We start from the raw sequence: 19328 nt of genomic DNA on the forward strand, positions 1-19328 counted from the left end.
GCTAATACGATGATAATGAATATGATGGTGATTGTGAATTAAATAGTCAGGCAGGCGCTAGCCGTCTGTCACTCTCATGGATAGTTGCTGTTTGATGTTAAAAACCGCATGGCTATGCCTGCGGTTTTTTTGCGCGCTAAAATAGCGCAAACTGAGCTAAAGGGGCTGCAAAATAAATGATAAAATTCAAATATTTGTTTAATAATGTCGAATTGGCCGAGATGCTGCTGCAAAATTGGTGTTATGACGAGGATTCGCTTGATCTGTTTAACTATTACCGGATATCGTCCAACGCCATTTATCCGTTTCGGTTTGAAGGAAATACAAGGCTGCTGCGCTTTGCGCCGGAATTGGAGAAAAATAAGGCCAATACGCTAGCGGAGCTTGCATTTATCGCCTACTTGAAGGACAATGGCTTCAACGTTCTGGAAGCGATTGCATCGAAGCAAGGAGCTGTGCTTGTGGAAGCAGCAACACCCTGGGGAGATTACACAGCTTCCGTATTTAAGCGTGTGCCTGGGCAAGCCTTTGAGCAAAGCGGTTTCGATGCTGCTGCCCTATTTACCTATGGGAAGACGCTAGGTCAGCTTCACTGCTTGTCTAGCGCTTATTCTCCTGAGACCTATCGCCGCTGGTCGTATAAAGAGGTACTGGAGTGGATTGAGGTGGAGCTGTCAGCCTTCCCGAAGGAAACAGCGGCGCTTAACGAGGTGCAGCAACTCAGGAGCTATTTTCAGACGTTGCCGGTTTCTAATACGTATTTCGGTCTTATTCATTATGATTTCGAATGTGATAATGTGTTTTATGATTCGGACAACGGCTGCTGCCATGTCATTGATTTTGATGATGCGATGTATCATTGGTATGCGATGGACATTTATGTAGCGCTGGATAACCTGCAGGAGTTTATTGCTCCAGAGGATTGGCTGCTTAAGAAGCAGCATTTCATAGACGGCTATACGTCCGAGTTTGTATGGAATGTGGAGACGGAGGCAATGCTGCCTGGCTGCAAGCGGTTTAATAGCCTGTACAAATATGCTCGTGTAAAGCGGGCGATGGCAGAAGCATGGAACAACGAACCGATGTGGATGGTACAGCTGCGCAGCAGCCTGGAGCAGTCGCTCAAGGAAGCAGAGGCTTGCTTCGGGCAAAAAATCAAATAAAGGGAGCTGGGAGCATGAACATTTTAATTACAGGGGCAGGGCGAGGACTTGGCTATGAGCTGACGAGCGCGGCGCTTGCGCGAGGGCATACGGTTGTGGCAGGTGTCCGCAACCCTAATGAAGCGAATGTCAAGCTGACGGTACTTGTAGAAAAGTATGGCGAGCGGCTATCGCTAGTGGAGCTGGATGTCACGAATGAATCAGGCATTGCAGCGTATGCTGAGCATTCATCCTGGCTGGATGCGGACGGATATGGGCGGTGGAGAAGCGCCGCTGGATGCGCGCGATAGCGCGCGTGGCATCATTGGGCTATTGGAGCAGCGCCGCATGCTGGACAGCCGTTTTATGTTTGCTAATCACGAAGGAAATCCGCTGCCAATTTAGAAAAAAGTCGGCTTTAGTTATTGACAATTAACGGATATCAGCTATACTTGCTTTAATTATTTGGTATGCGTAACTGGCGAAAACGTAGAGTACTACGGGGGAGCGCATATGTCATAGCAGCCGTTCGCCTGGGCAAAGTATTTGGTCACCTGACCAAATACTTTTCTTTTTTTAAGGAGAGGGAAAAATGAAGCAGACGAGAAATGTAGCCGTGTTAGTTTATGAGAGAGTGGATACACTTGATTTTGCTGGTCCGTTTGATATATTTGCTATCTCAAGTGGAAAAGACCGGGATTTTAGAGTGTACACGGTTGGCGAGACGAAGGAAGCTTTGCATACGCTTAGCGGCATTGCGATTACACCAGCGTATAGCTTCGACGATTGTCCTGAGCCTGATCTATTAATCGTTCCTGGAGGTATGGGCTCGCGCACGGAAATGCACAATGAGAAGCTGACGAATTGGATACGCCAAACGGCACAGCATGCTGAGCTTGTTCTATCTGTATGCACAGGTGCGCTGCTGCTCGCCAAAGCGAACTTGCTTAATGGGCTGCACATTACAACGAACCGCCGGGCGCTCGATTTGCTTCGCGAGCTTGCGCCTTCCAGTGCTGTGATGGTTGAAAATGTTCGTTACGTAGATAACGGGAAATTCATCATGTCCGCAGGAGTGACGGCAGGCATGGACGCTGCACTTTATGTTGTGGCAAGGCTGCACGGCCTAGAGTGGGCTGAGCAAACAGCAGCTATTATTGAATATGATTGGCATGAAGAGAAGTGTCCGGGTAGCCCGGGCCCGAGCTTGTCAGTGCCTGCCTCGAAAGTTGAGCTTGAAATTAATCGTGCTGCACCTCATGATCTTGAAGCAATGCTTCGTTTATACAAGGAGGCAGCCCGCTGGATCTATGAGGCGAAGGGCTTGCGCCAGTGGAGCGAGGATGCTTTTACAATGGAATATTTATACAATTTTATTAAAGAAAAAGAAGTATTCGTCGCTTACTTGCAGGGCGAGCTTGCGGGCTGTTTTTCGGTCGAATGGGATGACGAGCCGATCTGGGGAGAGCAATTTCATATGGATGCCGGTTATGTGCATCGACTGGCTGTAGCGCGCAGTATCAAGGGGCAAGGCATTGGCGCTCAACTGCTCGCTTGGTCGGAAGCTTATATTCGCGAGCGTGAAAAATCCTTTATGCGGCTCGATTGCATGGCAGAAAATCCATCGCTTAACGCCTTTTATGTTAGCTGTGGCTTGAATTTATGTGGCAGATACGACGCAGAGGGCTGGAGCGCAAATTTATATGAGAAAAAGCTATAACCGCCTATGAAGGGAAACTGCTAGAGCAGCCTCCAGAGAGAGTGTGTGTACAAAAAAGGAAGCGCTTGACTTGCTCCTTCAGGCTTGGTTCAAGCAGCGCTTCCCCTTTTTTTTGTGCTAAGCCATATTAAGCATTAGGCATTTCCTGATGACTCTTTTACCTCGGTTAAGTAATATAGAAAGGCAATGACTGGCAGAGCGATACCGATCAAGGAAGCTAACGTCCATCCCCCATAAGCATAAGCCCATCCTCCCAAAAAGGAACCTACAGCTCCACCGATGAAGAAAATCGCCATGAACAATCCATTAAGGCGACCCCGCATCTCACTGCCTAGCGAATAGATCACGCGCTGACCCAATACGAGATTTCCAGACACACCCATGTCCAGAGCGATAGCAGCAGCTAGCAGCAGCGCCAGAGCGGCGAAAGAATCCCCACGCACGAGATAGGCAGTCAAAAAGGAAAGAGCAGAGACGGCAATTGCGATGCCGCTTAGTAGTTTAGTCAAGCCGCGATCAGCCAGTCTGCCGGCAATAGGTGCCGCTACGGCTCCTGCTACACCAGCGAGAGCGAATAAGGCGATACCTTGCTGGGTTAAATGAAAATATTCAGCTAAACGCAGCGGAATGACGGTCCAGAATAAGCTAAAGGAGCCAAATAAGCAAGCTTGATAAAAGGCGCGGCGACGTAAAATAGGCGTTGCCTTCAATAACGAGCCTAATGAGCGAATTAAGGCTCCATATTGAAGGGACGGTGCTGGCTTCCGCTGTGGAAGGGCGCGGGATAGAACAACGGCGAGCATTAGGATGACGATGGCGGATAAAATAAAAACTGCCCGCCAGCCCAAATATTCCGTCATGAGACTGGCTAATGGACGAGCAAACATAATGCCTAGCAGCAGGCCGCTCATGACATTGCCTACGACGCGTCCGCGCTGCTCCTCTGCTGCGAGGAAAGTGGCATAGGGCACGAGAATTTGCGCAGCAACCGAGCCTATTCCTAGAAATAAAGCAGCAGCTAAGAAGAGCGATGTATTAGAGGCGAATATCGTTCCGATTAACGCGATAAGGACGACAATTAATGAGGCGATGATTAAACGCCGATTTTCAATCAAATCACTTAGCGGCACGATAAACAATAGGCCGATGACATAACCGACTTGAGTAAGCGTCACGATTAATCCCGCTGCACCTAGCGGTATTCCGATGGAAGTGCTAATCGGCCCGATTAACGTCTGGGCATAATACAGATTTGCGACAATGAGACCGCAAGCAGCGGCTAGAAGAAGCATGAGCCAGTTCGGGATGGAGTTGTCCTTGGACTGTAAGCTGTTCATAATAAGAGGCCTTCTTTCTGTTTAAATGGATGGTGTCAATGCTTTGTATCTTTATGGCTATATTATATACTATACGTACAGTATTTAAAATGTTTTTTTTCAACGCGCCCAAAATTTTATATAATGTAAAGAAAAGTCTACAAAAGGAGCTAAAACTATTGAATGCAAAAAGAGGGAGACCTCGCAACGTAGAAGCGGAGCGTGCAATATTAACAGCCTCCTACAACTTGCTGCTTGAAATTGGATTTGGCGGCGTTACTGTTGATAAAATTGCTGAGCAGGCTCAGGTGAGTAAAGCGACCATCTACAAATGGTGGCCTAATAAAGGAGCCGTTGTGATGGCGGGTTTTATGTATGCGATAAGTGAAAGGCTGCCGATACCGGATACGGGTTCTGTCTTTGAAGATATTTTGCTCCATGCGACTCAATTATCTCGATTTTTAACAAGTCGTGAAGGAAGCGTCATTACGGAAATTATTGGAGAGGGACAAGTTGATGATAAGCTTGCAGTCGCTTTACGAGAGGAGTATGTCCGCCCACGCCGCGCCGAAGCGCGGCAGCTGCTCATGCGAGGGATTGAGCGCGGGGAGCTGAAGCGTGAGCTAGATGTCGAATTGAGTATAGATTTACTATATGGGCCGATTTTCTATCGGTTGTTAGTGACAGGAGATGGGCTAGAGGACAAGATCATGAAGTCATTAATAACGAGCGCTTTCGAAGGGATTAAGCAATAGCTGGGATAGGAGGCTGGTAGAACAAGCTTGACCGCAGTGCCGCTGCAAGACAATTGAAGCCCTGCTGTAAACCGAACTAATGGCCTCATCTAAACTGCTTGCGATATTGGCTCGGTGTCTGACCGACCCTCTTCTTGAACAGTGCATTAAAAGAGTCGATGTGGCTATAGCCGACCATTGCGGCAATTGTACTAATTTTAAGCTGTGTTAAGCGTAAATGCTCACAGCTTTTTTGTATGCGCAGCTGATTCAAATAGCTTCCAAAGGTTTGCCCGGTATTTTGAACAAATAACCGCTGCAAATGTCGGACGCTCCAGCCAGAGCGTGTGGCCAGCATCGCAAGTGTCAGTTCCTCATGGACATGCTGCTCCATAAACTGAACGAGCATGTTGAAGTGAGAGACATCTTTTATAATCAACGGGTGTTCGTCGCTTCGCAGTCGGTGAGTGGTAATGACCAATTGCACGAGAAGGGTGTACAAGTATGTGCTTGCGCCAGCTGCCGAGAAGGAAAACTCCTGATACATGGCGACGAGCAGCTTTTCTATGGAGCCATCGCGGTCTTGAATCGTATGATAGGTGGCTTGATCACTTTGCAGCTCCTCTAAATAAGAGGCCGGCAGTGGATCGGTCACAAAAAAGGTGGACATCGCTTGCAGCAGCTGCGGCGCAAATAAGCAATTGTATACGATGAGCGGATGCTCGGATGGATCGGAGGTAGAAGGTCTGAACACATGTGGAACGCCAACCGGTATGGTGAAAAATAGCCCTTTGCTCACAGCAACGATATCATCGCCAATATGATGAAAGCCCTTTCCTTCGGCAACGAAGGTGAACTCTACAAAATCATGGGCATGGAGAGGGAGATTAAAATCCTCCGAGCAGCGATTAACAAAAATCAGAAGCTGCTCGCCAAAAAAATGCTCGCCTTTAAACCACTGCACAGGTCGTTTCATAGCTATGCTCCCCCTTTAACTGGATGGCTGAATAACCGGGATATGTTGGCCTTTATACAAGGTTTTTTTCTGGTTATGGTCGCTATAATTATACGATAACAGGGTAAGTAATGAACAGCAGCTTTTCCTGATTAGAGGAGGTCGTCTCATGATCCAGATCGTTAAAGTCAGATGTGAATATTTGGATAATCCACTGGGCATTGACGTGCTACAGCCAAGAATCAGCTGGCAAATTCAAGCGGAGGCAAGAGACATTAAGCAGCAGGCGTACCAGCTGCAAGTATCACTTGATCCAGCGTTTGGGCATCTTTTATGGGATTCTGGCCGGAACGCTTCTGGTCAATCTGTTCATGTCGTGCTGGATCAAATCGAGCTGCAAGCGCGCACGCGTTATTTTTACCGGGTAAAGGTGTGGATTGGCGGGCAGGCTTTGGAGAGCAGTGATTGGTCAGAAACGGCCTTTTTTGAAACCGGTCTCATGGACTACAGCCAGTGGACTGCGGAGTGGATTAGCGCGCCATCCCATTTGGCTGCGAGGGAAGAGGATGCGGAGCGCTGTCCGCTGCTCAGAACCTTTGTCACCGTTGAAAAAACGGTCAAAAGCGCACGGATTTACGCTACAGCGCTAGGCATGTATGAGCTGCAATGGAATGGCAATCGCATTGGCGACTGCTATTTTACACCAGGGTGGACAAGCTACGGCAAACGGCTGCAATATCAGGTGTACGATGTAACGGAGCAGCTTAGCGTGGGCACGCATGGGATTGGCGCACTGCTAGGTAATGGCTGGTATAAAGGAGAGCTAGGCTGGAAGCAGGAAAAAGAAACCTATGGCTCGCGCACGGCGCTGCTCTTCCAGCTTCATATTAGCTATGAGGACGGCACGGAGGACGTTGTCGTGTCAGGCAGCAATTGGCAAGCGACGGGAAGCGCAATTCTGATGTCGGAGATATATCATGGCGAGCGCTACGACGCCCGGCTGGAGCTGGAATGGCATAACGGGCAAGCGACAGATTCAGACATCTGGCATTCGGTTGAAATCATTGCCCAGTCTAAATCAATAATTACTCAGCAGGTAAATGAGCCTGTTCGCACTGCCGAAACGCTTAAGCCAATTGCTGTCATTCATACGCCGGACGGCGATACGGTGCTTGATTTTGGCCAAAACATGGTCGGCTGGGTGAAATTTGAGGTTGAAGGAGTCGCCGGACAACTGGTTGAATTGCAGCATGCTGAGGTACTGGATCAGGCTGGCAACTTCTATACGGAGAATATGCGCAATGCCGTGCAGCGCATCCAGTATACATTGAAGGGGAGGGGGAAGGAGACCTTTCAGCCGCATTTCACCTTTCAAGGCTTCCGCTATGTAAAGCTGACAGGCTTTAAGGCGCCGATAAAGCTTGAGGCTTTTAGCGGCATTGTGCTGCATTCGGATATGGAGCGTACAGGCTTTTTTGAATGCTCGGATCCGAAGGTGAACCAACTGCATCACAATATCGTCTGGGGACAAAAAGGTAATTTTGTCGATGTGCCGACCGATTGCCCGCAGCGAGACGAACGGCTTGGGTGGACGGGAGACGCACAGATGTTCATTCGAACAGCTTCTTATGTGATGAATGTTGCTCCATTTTTCACGAAATGGCTGCTAGATTTAAAAGCTGACCAGACGCCAGAAGGGGGGATTCCGTTCTACATTCCTAATCTGAAGCCTGAGTTTTCCGAAGGCTGGGGGGATATAAGTCATTCCTCCGCGGCCTGGGGCGATGCGGCGGTCATCTGTCCATGGACGCTGTATGAAGCGTATGGCGATACAAGGCTGCTGGAGGCTCAATATGACAGCATGAACCAATGGATTCAGTATATTTTTGAGCAGGGCAGCGATCCTTATTTGTGGAATACCGGTTTCCACTTTGGCGATTGGCTCGGGCTTGATTCCAAGGCGGGCAGCTATGTCGGGGCAACCGATAGAGATTTTGTAGCAACAGCTTATTACGCTTATTCGGTATCGCTTGTTGCAAAAGCAGCTAAAGCATTAGGGAAGGCTGCGGACCACGAGCGACTTGCGTCTTGGCATAAGAAAATTATTGCTGCATTCCAGCATGAGTTCGTGACCCCGTCCGGGCGGTTGTCTGTCCCGACACAAACGGCGCACGTTCTGGCGCTGCGCTTCGGCCTCGTATCGGGGACAGCGAAAGAGAAAGCCGAGCATAAGCTTGCGGAGCTGTTAAAGGAACAAAATGACCATCTGACGACAGGTTTTGTTGGAACACCGTATTTAAATCCTGTGCTTAGCGAGGCTGGGCGCAATGATCTGGCTTATCGCTTGCTGCTGCAAGAGGATTATCCATCCTGGCTATATCAAATTACGAAAGGCGCCACGACGATTTGGGAGCATTGGGATGGCATCAAGGAGGATGGCAGCTTCTGGAGCGCAGATATGAACTCCTTCAACCATTATGCCTATGGCGCTATCGGAGAATGGCTGTACAGCTACGTGGCAGGCATTCAGCCAGATGAGGAGCAGCCGGGATTCAAGCATGTGAAAATCAGCCCGCAGCCGGGACCGGGTTTGACATGGGCTGAAGCGAGGCTTACGACGATGTATGGAATGGTCGTATCCTCCTGGCGCTGCACAGAAGCGGGACAAATGGAAATTCAGGTGACGGTGCCGGGCAATGCCTCTGCAACGCTCAAGCTTCCAGGGGCGCAATCGGCAGCCCGCGTGCTTGAAAATGGTGCTGCGCTTGCCCAAGCGGCGGGCATAACCGCAATTCATGAAGAAGCAGGAAGTGTGACGCTTACGCTCGGCTCAGGCCACTATCATTTTTCTTACGACAACTAATGATATAACGTTCAGCGATTGTGTGCTTAGACAGAGATCCATGAAGAAACACTTTGATAATATTAATTTTCTCAGTTATAATTACGTATTGATCATACGATGAGAACTTACATTATCAGCGTGAAGCACAGTGTTGTTTATGCAGACAAGTGTTTCTTCTTTGAAGGCGAAGAGCCTACAAATGGATAGGAGTGAGCGCCCCCATGAACGTCATGGCCCGATTGAAGGAAGAGACTGCTGTGAATCACAAGCAGATCGAAGATAACCGCTTTGCCAAAGCCATCATGAATCAAACGTTAAACGTAATGGACTACTCCCTTTACCTACAGAAGTTTTACGGTTTTATTCAGCCTATTGAGCGCCATATTGCTGCTTTATTACATAAGCAAAACGTGCAGGAGCTTGGCGAGTTTATTCAAAGCCGTGCGAAAACTCCGCTGTTGGAGCGCGATTTGCTTGCACTCGGCTTAAGCGAGGAGCAAGTGCAGCAGCTTCCCGGCTGCAAGCAGCCTCCTGAGCTCGCTACTGTCGCGGCCGTGCTTGGTTATATGTATGTCATTGAAGGCTCTACAATGGGCGGCCAAATCATTACGAAGCAGGTCCGCAAATTTTTGCCGCTTACAGAGGAGGTTAGCGAGGGAACGGCTTATTTTAATGCTTATGGCTCTGAAACTCGGGCCAAATGGGCAGAATTTAGCCAAATGGTCACGCAGTCTGTATTAACGGAAGAGGACGCTAATCAAGTTGTTGAGTCAGCGAAGCAAACGTTTTTGACTCTGGAGGCTTGGTTTAATGCTTAACAGAAAGAGTGATTCACCTGCCTTGAACCGCACGTTATAGACAGGTGAGGACTTTATCACCCAAGAAGCGTTGGACTTGACGAATTGCGATAAGGAGCCTATACATATTCCGGGTTACATTCAGCCGCATCGTGTACTGCTGGCGGCCCGACTGGATGCAAATAACGAAATTGTACCATGCAGCCGGAACACGAATGACAGGCTGGGACTCGCCCCGGAGGAATTGTTTGCAAGCCCATTGTCAGCGCTAATTGGGGATTCTTGTGTTAGAGGGATTATAGAACGAGAGCTTAAAGCCTCTGACACATCAGACTTAAATGATCTAATTGTATTGATTGAAGTCGGCGGGAAACCGTCCGACTTTTTCTGTATTGTGCATAAAAGTGAAGAGCTTGTCATCGTGGAATTGGAGTCGATCTCCAACAGTGAAACGAATGGCTTTGTAACCGTCAGTATCGGAGCTGTGATTATTGCTCCAACAAAGCCCGTTGACGGCTTGCTGCTGACTGCTAAAGCTGAAGCGGCCCTTTATGAAGCCAAGAGAGATGGGAAAAACCGGGTTGTGCTGTGGGAAGGGGAATAACATTGGATAACGTGAGGACGCGTATTGGAGAAAGTACACAGGTGCTGGAAGGAAAAGCGGTAATATTTGCCTTGGAGCAGTCTTTAGCTATGATTGAGTTTAATTTGCAAGGAGATGTATTGTGGGCCAATGAGCATTTTGCTCAGGCTCTAGGTTATCAGGTTGAAGAATTGTCCGGTAGAAATCACCGAGAGCTCTGTAAGTCCGATTTTGCAAATAGCTATGCATACACGCAGCTATGGGATAATTTGCGGCAAGGCATCTCTTTTCAGAAAAAAATAGTTCGCGTGGCGAAAGATGGCAGCAGCATCCTCCTTGAAGCGACGTATATGCCTGTGCTTAATGAAGAGGGCAAGGCAGTGGCTGTTCTAAAAGTAGCGACAGACATTTCGGCCCGAGAAAAAGCCGTCACTCAAATTATGAACGATTTGCAGCTAATGGCAGCCGATCTGCTGGAACGGACAAGAATAGGCGTCGATCGCAGTAAGCAAGTCGCCTCTGTCATCGAGCATGTTGTCAACGATAATGAAATTCAAATTGATTTTCTGCAAGCGCTGGAGCAGCAAACACAAGCTGTGAGGGGCATCGTTCAGACGATACGCGACTTTGCTTCACAGACCAATTTACTCGCTTTAAACGCAGCAATTGAAGCGGCGCATGCCGGCGAGCATGGACGCGGGTTTAATATTGTTGCGATGGAGGTAAAAAAGCTTGCCCAGCATGTGCAGGAGGCAGCGAGCGAAATTCAGCACTCCCTGGAGGGGATTTCGAAGCAGGTTGGAAAGGTAAGTGGAAGCTCCAAAAGCACGAAGGAGAAAATTTTCAGCAGTCAGCAGGAGATCAGGAAGGCTGTTGGCGATTTTGCCGGAATAGGCGAAGCGGCCGGGCAACTGGATGAGCAGGCTAAAGTGTTAAATCAGATGCTGTAATGTTTAGAGCTCAAGAATGTTGATTTTACGACATTTTTGGGCTTTTACTTTTTTAATCCATTATCGTATGCGGACTCTGCATGGCGTTTGATGCTTTGCCGACATTCGAACATGCTTGCAAGATTATTAGCATAAGCCGTTCATTCAAATGTTGTTGACAGAGGAACATATACACGGTATTATGCTTTTATACCCCATGGGGTATAAATTTTTTTCTTTTAAATACCCTATGGGGTATGTGAAAGTGGGCAACGCTTTTATAAACGAATCATAATTGCAGCATTTTAAGGAGGAAGATACTTCGATGGAGACTACTGCAATACAGGCGATGAATGCTCAAGAGCTAACGAAGAAGATTATAAATAATGAGGAGCTCTTCATATTGGATGTACGCAACACGACGGAATTTGCCAGCTGGAGGATCGAGGGCGGAAAAACAGAAATCATCAATATACCCTATTTTGATTTGTTAGATGGGATTGAGCCTGCTTTGACACAAATTCCGGGCGATCAACATATTCTCGTAGTCTGCTCCAAGGAAGGCTCCTCTATATTTATTGCCGAGCAGCTGGCGGAGGCTGGAATGAATGGTATCCACTATTTGGAAGGCGGAATGAAGGCGTGGAGCGAATATTTGTGGCCCGTTAAGGTTGGGGATCTAAAGGATAAGGGCGAAATCTATCAGTTCGTCCGCATGGGTAAAGGCTGCCTCTCTTACATGATTGTGTCGAATGGTGAAGCGGCAGTGGTCGATACCTTGCGAATGACCGATGTTTTCAATCAATTCGCGAAAGACAAGGGTGTTCAAATTAAGCATACACTCGACACACATTTGCATGCCGATCATATATCCGGAGGAAGGCATCTAGCGAATATGAATGACGCCACATATTGGTTGCCGCCTAAGGATGCGAACGAGGTTGCCTTTGCGTATGAGGCGCTGGAGGAAGGAAAACAAATTCAGGTAGGGGATACAAGCATCATTATTAAACCAATTTACTCGCCGGGACACACGATTGGGAGCACGTCGCTTATTGTCGACGATCACTATTTGCTAAGCGGTGATATTCTATTCGTAGAATCCATTGGCCGTCCAGATTTGGCAGGCAAAGCGGCGGACTGGGTTGCGGATTTAAGAACGTCATTATATGAAACGTACAAAAACTTATCCCCCGATCTCATTGTTCTGCCTGCTCACTTTGGTAAAGCTGCGGAGCTAGGAGCAGGAGGCAAAGTTTCAGCTCGACTCGGTGATCTGTTTGTATCTAATGCGGGGCTAAACATCAACAGCGAGGATGAGTTCAGGGTTGCAGTAACGGAGCAACTCCCGCCTCAACCAAATGCTTATCAGGAAATACGTCAAACGAATATGGGGCGAATCACGCCAAACGAAGCGGAGCAGCGCGAAATGGAAATGGGACCGAACCGCTGCGCTATTCATGATAGGTAGAAAGAGAAATTTTTTTGAACATTTAGATACCCATACGGGTATTAGTGTTTTATAAATAAAAATAAAGAGGTGTGTAATGATGTCAGCAAGCATTCAAACCAATCATTTATTAAATTGTGAAGGCTTAGCTTGTCCGCTGCCGGTTGTGAAAACAAAAAAAGCAATGGAGGGCATGCTGCCGGGCGAAGTGCTTGAAATACGTGCAACGGATAAAGGCTCGATTGCGGATTTGCAGAGTTGGACGACTAGAATTGGCCATCTCTATATTGGAGTGAAAGAGGAGGGAGCTGTCTTCCGGCATTTTATACGGAAAGCTTCGGAAAACGAAACGAAGCCCGAGGTTAAGCATCCGCTTATTATCAGCAATGAAGAGCTTGGCAAAAAACTAGCCTCTGGCGACAGCATTAAGGTGCTGGATGTCCGTGAGCCGGCAGAATACTGCTTCCAACGCATCCCTGGGGCCATATCCATTCCGATGGGTGAGCTGGAGCAGAAGCTCGGTCAACTGTCTCCAGAGGAAGAGTATGCTGTCGTATGCAGAACAGGCACCAGAAGCGATTTAGCGTGCCAGCTTCTCGTGGAGCAAGGATTTTCCAAAGTCAACAACGTTATTCCTGGCATGTCGATGTGGGACGGCCCTGTAGAACGCGACGAATAATGAAAAATCAATTGAAAAACAAAATGAAATGCACTGGAGGAAAAATCAAATGGCGGATATTGTAATTGATGCTAAAGGACTAGCTTGCCCTTTGCCAATCGTAAAAGCAAAGAGGGGAATCGATTCCATTCAAAGTGGCCAAACGATGGAACTGTATACAACCGACAAAGGGTCCATGAGCGATTTTCAAGCATGGGTGAAGCAAACCAACCATGAGCTTTTAGAAGCTAAAGAAGCAAACGGAGTGTATACGTTTATGGTAAAAAAAGGAAGTAAGTAAAGCTTAACGAGAAGGGGTGGCCTGCGTGGCTGATAATGAGAAAACAACGATTGTATTGTTTAGCGGTGAACTTGATAAAGCAATTGCAGCATTTATTATTGCGAATGGAGCGGCAGCTTATGATCACGAGGTGACGATATTTTTTACCTTTTGGGGACTGAACACGCTTCGGAAGGATCAGCCGATTACACTTAAGAAAAGTATACTTGAGAAAATGTTTGGAAAAATGATGCCTCGCGGCGCGGATAAGCTCGGACTTTCGAAAATGAATTTTGGCGGAATAGGGCCCCAAATGATCAAGCATGTGATGAAAAAGCACAATGTGCTTACTCTCCCGCAATTGATTGAGCTCGCTCAAGAGCAAGGGGTTAAGCTCGTTGCCTGTACGATGACAATGGATTTGCTAGGCTTGCAAAAGGAAGAATTAATGGACGGAATTGACTATGCCGGTGTTGCAGCCTATTTGGGGGACGCTGCGGATGCCAAGGTGAACTTGTTCATTTGATGCTTCCATTCCCCATTAAGGTTATAATATACCTATATACGTATAGGGGGCTACTGCATGAAATACGATGATGATATGAAAAGACGCCTTAATCGGGCGGAGGGGCAAGTGCGCGGCGTGCTCAAGATGATGGAAGAAGGGAAAAATTGCAAAGATGTCGTGAGTCAGCTGTCTGCTGTACGCAGTGCGATTGATAAAACGCTGGCTCTAGTAGTGGCGGTTAATTTGGAGCAATGTATTATGGAAGAGCAGGAAGCAGGCAGGGATAGCAGTAAATTAGTGAAGGAAGCGGTAGAGCTTTTAATAAAAAGCAGGTAGGTGAGCATTAATGATTGTAATATATATATTGCTGGCCATGTTTTTGCTATGGACGCTGTACCAATCATTCGCATCGGTCAAAGGCCTGCGTAATTTAACAGCGCAACAGTTTAAAAGCGAATATAAAGGCAATAAGCTGATAGATGTTCGAGAAAGTCATGAGTTTAAAGGAAGGCATATTGCAGGCGCTGTTAATATTCCGCTAAGTCAGCTCTCACAGCGTTTGGATGAAATCCCGCAAGATCGGCAAGTGTATTTATACTGCCAAAGCGGGATGCGCAGCAAGCAAGCCGCCAAGCTGTTGAGCCGGAGCGGATACAGCCAGCTCGCCCACCTTAGAGGCGGCATCATGTCTTGGAATGGTCCTACGCAATAGCAAGCATGATTATGTGAAACGAGAGTTGATGCTTTACAGGGGTAAGCTGCATGATACAGCAAATGGTAGATTGAGTTAGCCAATGAGATGCTCTCATTGGCTTTTACTTTATGGGCATTTTCTACATCGCTCACTCGCACTCGCATGCGGAGCAGCGATGACGAAGCTCTAGTGCACAAGCTCAATGAATCGGCTCGCTGTGCTTGACAGCGGCAAATTCCGCATTTTCATAATTCCGACATGGGATGGAGGCAGCTGAACGTCCAATTGAATTTCGAAGAGCGAGCCTTCCTCCAGCTCCTTTGATATAAATTCCCTCGTTACATACGAAATACCTAGACCTCTCCGGGCAAATTCGATCAGCAGATCGACGCTTCCGACCTCGATTTCGGGCTTCAATACATAACCATAGCTTTGAAAAAGCTCCGTAATAGCCATTCGCGCCCGGCTATTGCGGGAAAACAGAATGACGGGATGCTGGAGCAGCTGCTCCAGCGTCAAAATGTCATTTTTCAGCTCCGCATAGCGCTCTCCTGCAACAAAACAATCCTTTAATTGAATGCTCTCGCGCACCTCTAGCTGGGAATCGACAATCGGCATACGAACGACGCCGAGGTCAATTTTGCCTTCCTTCAGGAAAGAAATAACTTCCGGCGTCGTGCCATGATTGAGATGTAATCTGATTTCGGGATACATGTAATGAAAGTTTTCCAAATACGGCAGCAAATAATGCTTGAACAGCGAATCGCTGCCGCCAATCCGCAGCTCTCCGCTCTCCAAATTTTTCAGCGCAGCCATTTTCTCCTCGGCAAGGGAAATTAATATTTGCGACTGCTCTATGTAGGAGTACAAAATCGTACCCTCCTGTGTTAGCGCGACTCCTTTGGAATTTCGATAAAACAAGGTGATGCCGAAGCTGTTCTCCAACTGTTTAATGGCATGACTAACGCTAGGCTGCGTGAGGTACAGAGCGTTGGCGGCTTTCGTTAAGCTCCCTGTTTTGGCGGCCCAATAAAAAACCTTGTACAATTCGTAATTATTGATCATAGACAGCGTCTATACCTCCTCTTTAATATATTAATTACTTGTATGGCTCTTAAACGTATTATAGTGTAACTAAGAAAAAGAAACCATAGCTAACGAATTGGAAGGAGAACGGAAGATGGAGCCAACCACTTTTGTGTTGTTTGGAGCGACAGGGGATTTAGCAAAAAGAAAAATCTACCCCGCTTTGTATAATTTGTTCATCGAGCAGAAGCTGCCGCAAGCATTCTCCTTGATTGGCCTTGGACGAAGAGAGCTGACGAATGAAATCTTTCAGGCGAATGTCGAGCAATCTCTCCGTGATTTTTCCAGACGGGAAATAAAGGACGAGGCGAGCGTGAAGGCTTTTTTACAAGCATTCCGTTACCAGGTTCTAAACATAGACCATAAGGAAGATTATTTGCAATTGCTTCAAATGATTGAACAGCGGGAACAAGCTTTAAATCTTGCCCCTAATCGCTTGTTTTATTTATCAGTTGGGCCGGAGTTTTTCGAAACGATTGCTTCCAACATTCAGGCAAGCGGGCTTGGATCAGCGAAAGGGTGGAAACGTCTCGTCATTGAGAAGCCTTTCGGTCATGACCTGCAATCTGCCCGCGATTTGAATGCAAGCCTTAGCCGCTCCTTCAAGGAAGAGGAAGTTTACCGCATTGATCATTACCTCGGCAAGCCGATGGTTCAAAGACTCGAAGCTTTGCAGCAGACGAATCCGGTCATTCAGGCACTTTGGAATAATCATTACATTGCCAACGTGCAAATTACAGCGAATGAAACGGTAGGCGTAGAGGAAAGAGCCGGTTATTACGATCATGTCGGCGCACTTAGAGACATGTTCCAGAACCATTTGCTGCAATTGCTTATGATGACAGCTGTTCAGCTGCCGCAGAAAAGCGATGCTGAAAAGGTTCGATTCAAGAAAAAGCAGGTGATGGAGGCTCTTGAGCCGCTGCAAAAGCAAGATGTTGGTCTGAGCATCATTCGCGGACAGTACAGCGCTGGAGATATTCAAGGCAAGGCGGTTGTCGGCTATAAGTCGGAGCCAGGTATTGCCGAAACGTCGATGAATGAGACCTTTATTGCAGCTAAATTGCAAATTGACGATTATTTTTGGCGGGGCGTGCCTTTCTATATTCGTACCGGCAAAAGAATGAAAGAAAAGTCGACGCGAATTGTCATTGAATTTAAGGAGCCGCTCAAACAAGCGCCTTCCGAAATCGAAGACGGTGTGGCGCCTAATCTGCTCGTCATTGAAATGAGCCCCAATGAAAGCATTACGCTTCAGCTCAACTCAAAGGATTCGCAGCAAAATGGCGAGTTCAAGCCGATACAAATCGATTTTCACCCGAACAAGGAAGAGCTTCCTGAAGCTTATGAAAATTTGATTTACGATGCGCTGAACGGCAATCCGACATTTTTCGCGCATTGGGATGAGGTTGAATTGTCATGGGCTTGGGTTCAGCCGATTTTGGAAGCCTTTGATGAAAATTTGGTTCCGCTCCATCATTATGCTGCTGGCACTTACGGGCCGGCGGAATCCGATGCTTTGCTAGCGGAAGACGGCTACCACTGGTGGTTCGATACTAAGCTGGAACAACAATCTGAAACAGAGAAGGGACAATCATATGCCTATCACACAACCTATTGATCAGTTAGCGATTGACACGATTCGTACGTTATCCATTGATGCCATTAACAGCGCCAATTCCGGTCACCCAGGTCTTCCTATGGGGGCAGCTCCAATGGCTTACACGTTATGGTCGAAATTTCTGAGCCACAATCCCGGTCATTCGAAATGGTTCAACCGCGATCGTTTTGTGCTTTCGGCGGGGCATGGCTCGGCGCTGCTCTACAGCCTGCTGCACTTATCCGGCTATGAGGTGTCGCTTGAGGATTTGAAGCAATTCCGCAAATTGAACAGTAAGACGCCGGGCCATCCTGAGTTTGGGCATACGGATGGTGTAGATGCGACGACTGGCCCGCTTGGTCAAGGGGTTGCTATGGCTGTCGGTATGGCAATGGCAGAGGCGCATCTGGCTGCAAAATTTAACCAGGACGGATTTCCAATCATCGACCATTATACGTATGCGCTTGTGGGTGACGGCTGTTTGATGGAAGGGATTTCCTACGAGGCGATGTCCATGGCTGGCCATATGAAGCTGGACAAATTGATCGTATTGTATGATTCGAACGATATTTCCCTCGACGGAGAATTAAATCTTTCTTTTGGGGAGAATATTCAAAAAAGAGCGGAATCCGCGAATTGGCAATACCTCCGTGTAGAAGACGGCAATGACATTTCTACTATCGCTGAGGCGATTGCGGCTGCCAAGAACAACGAATCACAGCCAACACTCATTGAAATTCGGACGATTATCGGTTACGGCAGTAAAGTTGCGGGCACGAATAAAGTGCATGGCAATCCACTTGGCAAAGAAGAAGCCGTGGCGACGAAAGCCGCTTATGGCTGGCCGTATGAAGAGGAGTTCACTGTTCCGGCTGAAGTCAAAGCTCATTATGAGCAGTTGAAGCTTGAGGGCGCGGTTAAAGAAGCGGAATGGAATAAGCAGCTTGCTTCCTACACAGCGCAATATCCAGAACTGGGCAAGGAGCTGGCTCAGGTCATCAAAGGAACGGTCACGATTGATGCGGCTGACATTTTAACCTTTGATGCCTCCAAGACGATTTCAACTCGCGTAGCGAGCGGTGAAGCGATCAATCATTATGTAAAAACCGTTCCATCCATCTTCGGGGGCAGTGCAGATCTATCGCATTCCACAATGACTGATATTAAAGGCGAAGAGACGTTCGCGGTTAAATCGTATGCGGGGCGCAATATTTATTTCGGCGTTCGTGAGCATGCTATGGGAGCGGCAGGCAATGGCATGGCGCTGCATGGCGGCGTAAAACCATTCGTCAGCACCTTCTTCGTATTCAGCGATTATTTGCGCCCTTCGATTCGGCTAGCTGCCTTGCAGAAGCTGCCGGTTACGTATGTATTTACGCATGATTCCATTGCTGTCGGTGAAGATGGTCCTACGCATGAGCCGGTCGAGCATTTGGCGGCGCTTCGCACGATTCCGGGTCTTACGGTTATTCGTCCAACGGATGCCAATGAAACGTCTAGCGCATGGGCTTATGCTTTGCAGCAAAATGACGGTCCGGTTGCGCTCGTGCTGAGCAGACAAAATCTGCCGATCTACGAAGCAACGAAAGGCAACGTTGCAGAAGTGGCTAAAGGCGCTTATATTCTGACAGAAACAAGCGAGAAGCCAGACGTTATTTTGATCGCTACAGGCTCAGAGGTTTCGCTTGCTGTTAGTGCTAAAGCTGAGCTGGAGAAGGAGAACCTATCCGTTCGCGTCGTGGCTATGCCAAGCAGAGAGCTGTTCGAGCGTCAATCAGCAGCCTACAAGCAAAGCGTTCTCCCTGATTCGGTGTCGAATCGCATCGCTATTGAAGCGGGCATTTCGCTCGGCTGGGAGCGTTATGCGGGACCGAGCGGCAAAGTATTGTCCATTGATACGTTTGGTGCATCAGGCCCGGGCAACCAGGTGATGGATTATTTCGGCTTCTCAACTGCCAATGTCGTGAGTCTGGCAAAAGATTTGTTGAAATAATTGAAAAACGCTGCAATCAAATTTAATATAGAAGTGCA

Annotated in this window: 20 protein-coding genes and 1 riboswitch; of the genes, 17 read left to right on the top strand and 3 right to left on the bottom strand. The window is 47.8% G+C overall.

What is annotated here, in order from left to right; translation table 11 throughout:
* Positions 1-176 precede the first annotated feature (176 nt).
* The 4 genes from V5J77_RS12775 (at position 177) to V5J77_RS12790 (ending at position 2862) form a co-directional block, all read left to right on the top strand.
* The gene (locus V5J77_RS12775; protein WP_338556340.1) at positions 177-1163 is read left to right on the top strand and encodes a phosphotransferase; all 987 of its coding nucleotides are present in this window, start codon (positions 177-179) and stop codon (positions 1161-1163) included.
* A 14-nt stretch (positions 1164-1177) separates the two neighbouring features.
* Positions 1178-1453: an SDR family NAD(P)-dependent oxidoreductase gene (locus V5J77_RS12780; RefSeq protein WP_338556342.1), complete on the top strand. Its 276-nt coding sequence runs from the start codon at positions 1178-1180 to the stop codon at positions 1451-1453.
* Positions 1416-1547, top strand: a complete 132-nt coding sequence (locus V5J77_RS12785) for a hypothetical protein (RefSeq protein WP_338556344.1) — start codon at positions 1416-1418, stop codon at positions 1545-1547. The genes V5J77_RS12780 and V5J77_RS12785 overlap by 38 nt, the downstream gene beginning before the upstream one ends.
* 59 nt (positions 1548-1606) lie before the next feature.
* Positions 1607-1688, top strand: a riboswitch (ZMP/ZTP riboswitch).
* Between the two features lie 46 nt (positions 1689-1734).
* Entirely contained in the window at positions 1735-2862 is a 1128-nt protein-coding gene (locus tag V5J77_RS12790) for a GNAT family N-acetyltransferase (RefSeq protein WP_338556346.1), read from the top strand.
* Positions 2863-2996: 134 nt separating this feature from the next.
* On the opposite strand, the gene V5J77_RS12795 is transcribed toward V5J77_RS12790, so the two are convergent.
* On the bottom strand, positions 2997-4199 hold the full coding sequence (locus V5J77_RS12795) for an MFS transporter (RefSeq protein ID WP_338556348.1): 1203 nt from the start codon (positions 4197-4199) through the stop codon (positions 2997-2999).
* A gap of 158 nt (positions 4200-4357) precedes the next feature.
* Here V5J77_RS12795 and V5J77_RS12800 point away from each other — a divergent pair, with 158 nt between their 5' ends.
* Positions 4358-4933: a TetR/AcrR family transcriptional regulator gene (locus tag V5J77_RS12800; RefSeq protein ID WP_338556350.1), complete on the top strand. Its 576-nt coding sequence runs from the start codon at positions 4358-4360 to the stop codon at positions 4931-4933.
* Positions 4934-5018: 85 nt separating this feature from the next.
* Here the strand turns inward: V5J77_RS12800 and V5J77_RS12805 are convergent, their stop codons facing one another.
* Positions 5019-5888, bottom strand: a complete 870-nt coding sequence (locus V5J77_RS12805) for an AraC family transcriptional regulator (RefSeq protein ID WP_338556352.1) — start codon at positions 5886-5888, stop codon at positions 5019-5021.
* Positions 5889-6036: 148 nt separating this feature from the next.
* Between V5J77_RS12805 and V5J77_RS12810 the strand changes: the two genes are divergently transcribed.
* The 10 genes from V5J77_RS12810 (at position 6037) to V5J77_RS12855 (ending at position 14629) form a co-directional block, all read left to right on the top strand.
* Entirely contained in the window at positions 6037-8730 is a 2694-nt protein-coding gene (locus V5J77_RS12810) for a family 78 glycoside hydrolase catalytic domain (RefSeq protein ID WP_338556354.1), read from the top strand.
* A 203-nt stretch (positions 8731-8933) separates the two neighbouring features.
* A complete protein-coding gene (locus tag V5J77_RS12815) occupies positions 8934-9530 on the top strand; it encodes a biliverdin-producing heme oxygenase (protein ID WP_338556356.1) in 597 nt (198 codons plus the stop codon).
* Positions 9531-9606: 76 nt separating this feature from the next.
* Entirely contained in the window at positions 9607-10113 is a 507-nt protein-coding gene (locus V5J77_RS12820) for a hypothetical protein (protein ID WP_338556357.1), read from the top strand.
* An 11-nt stretch (positions 10114-10124) separates the two neighbouring features.
* Positions 10125-11042 (top strand): methyl-accepting chemotaxis protein, encoded by a 918-nt coding sequence (locus tag V5J77_RS12825; RefSeq protein WP_338556759.1) that lies wholly within the window; start codon positions 10125-10127, stop codon positions 11040-11042.
* 304 nt (positions 11043-11346) lie between these two features.
* Positions 11347-12492 carry an MBL fold metallo-hydrolase gene (locus tag V5J77_RS12830; protein ID WP_338556359.1) on the top strand — a complete coding sequence of 382 codons (1146 nt, stop codon included), beginning with the start codon at positions 11347-11349 and terminating at the stop codon, positions 12490-12492.
* Between the two features lie 79 nt (positions 12493-12571).
* Positions 12572-13150, top strand: a complete 579-nt coding sequence (locus V5J77_RS12835) for a sulfurtransferase TusA family protein (protein WP_338556761.1) — start codon at positions 12572-12574, stop codon at positions 13148-13150.
* A 49-nt stretch (positions 13151-13199) separates the two neighbouring features.
* Positions 13200-13430, top strand: coding sequence for a sulfurtransferase TusA family protein (locus V5J77_RS12840; RefSeq protein ID WP_338556361.1), 231 nt, complete (start codon positions 13200-13202; stop codon positions 13428-13430).
* Positions 13431-13455: 25 nt separating this feature from the next.
* Complete coding sequence (locus V5J77_RS12845; RefSeq protein WP_338556363.1) at positions 13456-13935, top strand: DsrE/DsrF/DrsH-like family protein; 480 nt, start codon at positions 13456-13458, stop codon at positions 13933-13935.
* Positions 13936-13992: 57 nt separating this feature from the next.
* Positions 13993-14253 (top strand): metal-sensitive transcriptional regulator, encoded by a 261-nt coding sequence (locus tag V5J77_RS12850; RefSeq protein WP_338556365.1) that lies wholly within the window; start codon positions 13993-13995, stop codon positions 14251-14253.
* A gap of 10 nt (positions 14254-14263) precedes the next feature.
* Positions 14264-14629 carry a rhodanese-like domain-containing protein gene (locus V5J77_RS12855; RefSeq protein ID WP_338556367.1) on the top strand — a complete coding sequence of 122 codons (366 nt, stop codon included), beginning with the start codon at positions 14264-14266 and terminating at the stop codon, positions 14627-14629.
* 168 nt (positions 14630-14797) lie between these two features.
* On the opposite strand, the gene V5J77_RS12860 is transcribed toward V5J77_RS12855, so the two are convergent.
* Complete coding sequence (locus tag V5J77_RS12860; RefSeq protein WP_338556369.1) at positions 14798-15676, bottom strand: LysR family transcriptional regulator; 879 nt, start codon at positions 15674-15676, stop codon at positions 14798-14800.
* Between the two features lie 115 nt (positions 15677-15791).
* On the opposite strand from V5J77_RS12860, the gene zwf reads away from it, so the two are divergent.
* Together zwf and tkt are read left to right on the top strand one after the other, a co-directional pair.
* Positions 15792-17318 carry a glucose-6-phosphate dehydrogenase gene (gene zwf, locus V5J77_RS12865; protein ID WP_338556371.1) on the top strand — a complete coding sequence of 509 codons (1527 nt, stop codon included), beginning with the start codon at positions 15792-15794 and terminating at the stop codon, positions 17316-17318.
* A complete protein-coding gene (gene tkt / locus V5J77_RS12870) occupies positions 17302-19290 on the top strand; it encodes a transketolase (RefSeq protein ID WP_338556763.1) in 1989 nt (662 codons plus the stop codon). Before zwf ends, tkt begins: the two co-directional genes overlap by 17 nt.
* Positions 19291-19328 lie beyond the last annotated feature (38 nt).

It is taken from the genome of Paenibacillus sp. KS-LC4 (genome assembly GCF_036894955.1).
Lineage (GTDB): Bacteria > Bacillota > Bacilli > Paenibacillales > Paenibacillaceae > Pristimantibacillus.

What these genes read in the sequence shown, in the direction of transcription:
- V5J77_RS12790 (WP_338556346.1), top strand. Translation starts at nt 1,735, where the DNA reads ATGAAGCAGACGAGAAATGTAGCCGTGTTAGTTTATGAGAGAGTGGAT.
- V5J77_RS12855 (WP_338556367.1), top strand. Translation starts at nt 14,264, where the DNA reads ATGATTGTAATATATATATTGCTGGCCATGTTTTTGCTATGGACGCTG.
- zwf (WP_338556371.1), top strand. Translation starts at nt 15,792, where the DNA reads ATGGAGCCAACCACTTTTGTGTTGTTTGGAGCGACAGGGGATTTAGCA.
- V5J77_RS12795 (WP_338556348.1), bottom strand. Translation starts at nt 4,199, where the DNA reads ATGAACAGCTTACAGTCCAAGGACAACTCCATCCCGAACTGGCTCATG.
- V5J77_RS12775 (WP_338556340.1), top strand. Translation starts at nt 177, where the DNA reads ATGATAAAATTCAAATATTTGTTTAATAATGTCGAATTGGCCGAGATG.
- V5J77_RS12785 (WP_338556344.1), top strand. Translation starts at nt 1,416, where the DNA reads ATGGGCGGTGGAGAAGCGCCGCTGGATGCGCGCGATAGCGCGCGTGGC.
- V5J77_RS12780 (WP_338556342.1), top strand. Translation starts at nt 1,178, where the DNA reads ATGAACATTTTAATTACAGGGGCAGGGCGAGGACTTGGCTATGAGCTG.
- V5J77_RS12810 (WP_338556354.1), top strand. Translation starts at nt 6,037, where the DNA reads ATGATCCAGATCGTTAAAGTCAGATGTGAATATTTGGATAATCCACTG.
- V5J77_RS12805 (WP_338556352.1), bottom strand. Translation starts at nt 5,888, where the DNA reads ATGAAACGACCTGTGCAGTGGTTTAAAGGCGAGCATTTTTTTGGCGAG.
- V5J77_RS12860 (WP_338556369.1), bottom strand. Translation starts at nt 15,676, where the DNA reads ATGATCAATAATTACGAATTGTACAAGGTTTTTTATTGGGCCGCCAAA.
- V5J77_RS12840 (WP_338556361.1), top strand. Translation starts at nt 13,200, where the DNA reads ATGGCGGATATTGTAATTGATGCTAAAGGACTAGCTTGCCCTTTGCCA.
- V5J77_RS12850 (WP_338556365.1), top strand. Translation starts at nt 13,993, where the DNA reads ATGAAATACGATGATGATATGAAAAGACGCCTTAATCGGGCGGAGGGG.
- V5J77_RS12815 (WP_338556356.1), top strand. Translation starts at nt 8,934, where the DNA reads ATGAACGTCATGGCCCGATTGAAGGAAGAGACTGCTGTGAATCACAAG.
- V5J77_RS12830 (WP_338556359.1), top strand. Translation starts at nt 11,347, where the DNA reads ATGGAGACTACTGCAATACAGGCGATGAATGCTCAAGAGCTAACGAAG.
- V5J77_RS12835 (WP_338556761.1), top strand. Translation starts at nt 12,572, where the DNA reads ATGTCAGCAAGCATTCAAACCAATCATTTATTAAATTGTGAAGGCTTA.